Annotated in this window: 3 protein-coding genes and 1 pseudogene; 2 read left to right on the forward strand and 2 right to left on the reverse strand. The window is 64.3% G+C overall.

What is annotated here, in order from left to right:
- The first annotated feature begins 322 nt into the window (after window positions 1–322).
- Together IF89_RS46660 and IF89_RS49975 are read left to right on the forward strand one after the other, a co-directional pair.
- Window positions 323–463 carry a hypothetical protein gene (locus IF89_RS46660; RefSeq protein WP_158718108.1) on the forward strand — a complete coding sequence of 47 codons (141 nt, stop codon included), beginning with the start codon at window positions 323–325 and terminating at the stop codon, window positions 461–463.
- Window positions 463–594: pseudogene (locus IF89_RS49975) on the forward strand (hypothetical protein); the annotation flags it as partial. The gene IF89_RS46660 and the pseudogene IF89_RS49975, both read left to right, overlap by 1 nt.
- Before the next feature lie 134 nt (window positions 595–728).
- On the opposite strand, the gene IF89_RS48690 reads toward IF89_RS49975, so the two are convergent.
- Together IF89_RS48690 and IF89_RS43780 are read right to left on the reverse strand one after the other, a co-directional pair.
- Window positions 729–1046: a hypothetical protein gene (locus IF89_RS48690; protein ID WP_234328024.1), complete on the reverse strand. Its 318-nt coding sequence runs from the start codon at window positions 1044–1046 to the stop codon at window positions 729–731.
- Between the two features lie 642 nt (window positions 1047–1688).
- The coding region (locus IF89_RS43780; protein WP_158718110.1) for an RHS repeat-associated core domain-containing protein at window positions 1689–2642 on the reverse strand (954 nt) is incomplete at its 5' end.

The raw sequence follows: 2642 nt of genomic DNA on the forward strand, positions 1-2642 counted from the left end.
TCACGTTGTCATCGAGAGTGAGGCCGACAGACCCTGGCACCCCGAACATCGACCGGCGTGTCACCCGCCCCGGCGAACGTTCGTGGCCAACGCACTAGCAACCGTATTCACCTGCGACAGCAACTATCGCACCGGGCTGGCACCGCCATGGGCGACGGGAGGCTCAGACAGCTCGACCAAAGAGACAGGGGCACCTTTTCAGGCCCGCATGTTGACGGAGTCGATCGCGCAGTCTTGTGGTGTGCCTGGTCACAGGGGTGTGACGAAGCTCCTGTTGAAGACGGGTGGCCTTGCCATGTCGCCGTTCTCAGCCGGAGCTTCGATGTGCCGTCAGTCTGCCACCGTCTGCTTGATCGAGTCGCCGTCGCGTCAGCACCGCGCGCTGCCGTCGCTCGTGGACCGGCTGCCGGTGCTGCCCGTCCACGTCGGCGGCGCGGGGTGCGTCACCCGTTCGTGGCGGTAATGCTGGTCGCCGCTTGCGCGGTGACGGCCCGGGCCCGCTCCTGGGCGGCGATCGGCCAGTGGTCCAGGGCGGCACCGCAGGACACCCCGGCCCGGCTCGGCGCTCGCACCGCCGGGGCACTTCGCGTGCGTGTCGCGCCGTCACTGTCCACTATCCGCCGAATCGTGATCGCGGTGTGCCCGGGCGGATTGGCGGACCTAACCGGCCAGGACCCGGCCGGGGCCGACACCGTCGCGGTGGACGGAAAGTGCGCCCGCGGCTCGCGTCACGGCGCCGTCCCGGCCGTGCACCTCCTGGCCGTGATGACCGGTGAAGGCCGCACCGTCAGCCAGCTGCCCGTACCGGCAAGAAGAACGAGATCACCTGCTTCGCCGCCCTGCATGCACCGTTCGACCTGCGCAATGTCGTGGCGACCGCCGACGCCCTGCACACCCAGACCGCTCACGCCCGCTTCCTCGTCGAGCGGAAGCAGGCGCACTTGCTCTTCCTGGTCAAGGCCAACCAGCCCGACCTGTTCGCCGCCTTGCGCTCGCTGCCCTGGAAAGAGGTGACCGCCCGCCGCTACGACCGCGAAGCCGGACACGGCCGCCGGGAGACGAGAGCCACCCGGGTGCTGACCGTCACGGCCTGGGTCTGGACTTCCCCCACGCCCTCCAGGCCGTCCGGATCCTGCGCTACCGCGCGGACACCGCGAGCGGCAGGTGCACCCGCGAGACCGTCTACGCGATCACGGACCTGACCTCGGCCGAAGCCTCCCCGCAACGGATCTCCCGGCTGGCCCGGTCACAGCGACCCATCGAGAACCGGCTCCACCACGCCCGCGACACCACCTTCGCCGAGAACGCCTCGAAGATCCACACCGGCCACAGACCGGCCACCTGGCCACCCTCCGCAACCTCGCGATCAACGCACTCCGGGACGCACGATACCGCAGCATCGCCGCCGGACTCCGCGAGGCGTCCTACGAACCATTCACCCGACCGCTCAAGCTCCTGGGCATCAGCTGACCAACACCCCGACGAGATCACCACGACTTTTGAATCAGCCCTGGGGGTCCGCCAGAGCATGGGCGCGATCGGGTCCAGCCGCGGAAAGCTTCAACGCCGCATTCAGAATAGGGACTCCCAAAGGCCGGAAGGCCTGGTCGAGCGAGCGCGAGACCAGACTCGACGCCTTCCGCTGGCTGACCCGGTACAACACCCGGCGCACCAGTCCATCTACAAGATCACAACGAAGGGATTAAGCCGAGGAATTTGTCCATGTTCACGCGCTTTCTTTGGAATTGATTCCATTCCGTTTCGCTGCGGAACGATTTAACCCCTTCCTGCATGGCTGTCTGCACCGAGCGCGTGAGTTGCGACATGTATATGCTGTATTGATGCTGAATCGCGAATGTAGCATTAAAATCGGCAATCCACTTACTGGCGAGGGGGATGGCAGATGAAATCGGGGTACGGTTCTGCATTGACTGGTATCCCCAATCGTCCAGCTGCTTCTTGTACTCATTCCACTTTTTCGTCAGGTCTATTTGCCCGATAACACTTTCCGCGGCGCCTTGAGTGAGTGGGATATGAAAATGATAAGCAGTCGAAGCAATCTCCTCGTACTTCTGATAGAGCTTCGGAATTCTGTACGCCTCGGTGGTGATGCCGTCTCTGGTGATCTGCTCAATTTCGCGTGTAATTTCTCTTGATTGCACACTTAGTGCCTTACTGGCCGCAGCGGCCTCCACCTCAGCGCCGGATGTGGCCTGCCATTTCGCAAACCTTGCCTGCAGATCTGCTTCCCTACCTGCCTGCTCTGCAAGTGAGTCGGCCTGCCATCTGGCAAGTCTTGTCGCAAGTCTTGCCTGCAGACCTGCTGCCGCGGAGTTCTGGGTGTACGCACTTTCCCTAGCTGCCGTATTTTTTGCGCGTTGCTGCGATTTCTTGTGCTTGGCGAGCCTGAAGGGGAGGTTTCCGGTGGGGTCGGTGTATTCGGCGGGGTTGGTGTTGAAGGCTTGGTATTTGTTGAGGGGTGTGGGGTGGGGGTCGCGGGTGGTGAAGCGGCCGGTGGCGCGGTGGTAGAGGCGGGCGGGGGAGTAGTCGGTGCCGTTTTCGGTGTTGGTGTATTCGCCGCCGAAGCGGAAGGGGTTGGCGGCGGGGTCGGCGGCGCGGTGCGGAGCGGCTGCGGGAGCGGC

The organism is Streptomyces sp. NRRL F-2664 (assembly GCF_000719345.1).
GTDB lineage: Bacteria > Actinomycetota > Actinomycetes > Streptomycetales > Streptomycetaceae > Streptomyces.

Coding starts and splice junctions, on each gene's coding strand:
- IF89_RS46660 (WP_158718108.1), top strand. CDS start 323: ATGTGCCGTCAGTCTGCCACCGTCTGCTTGATCGAGTCGCCGTCGCGT.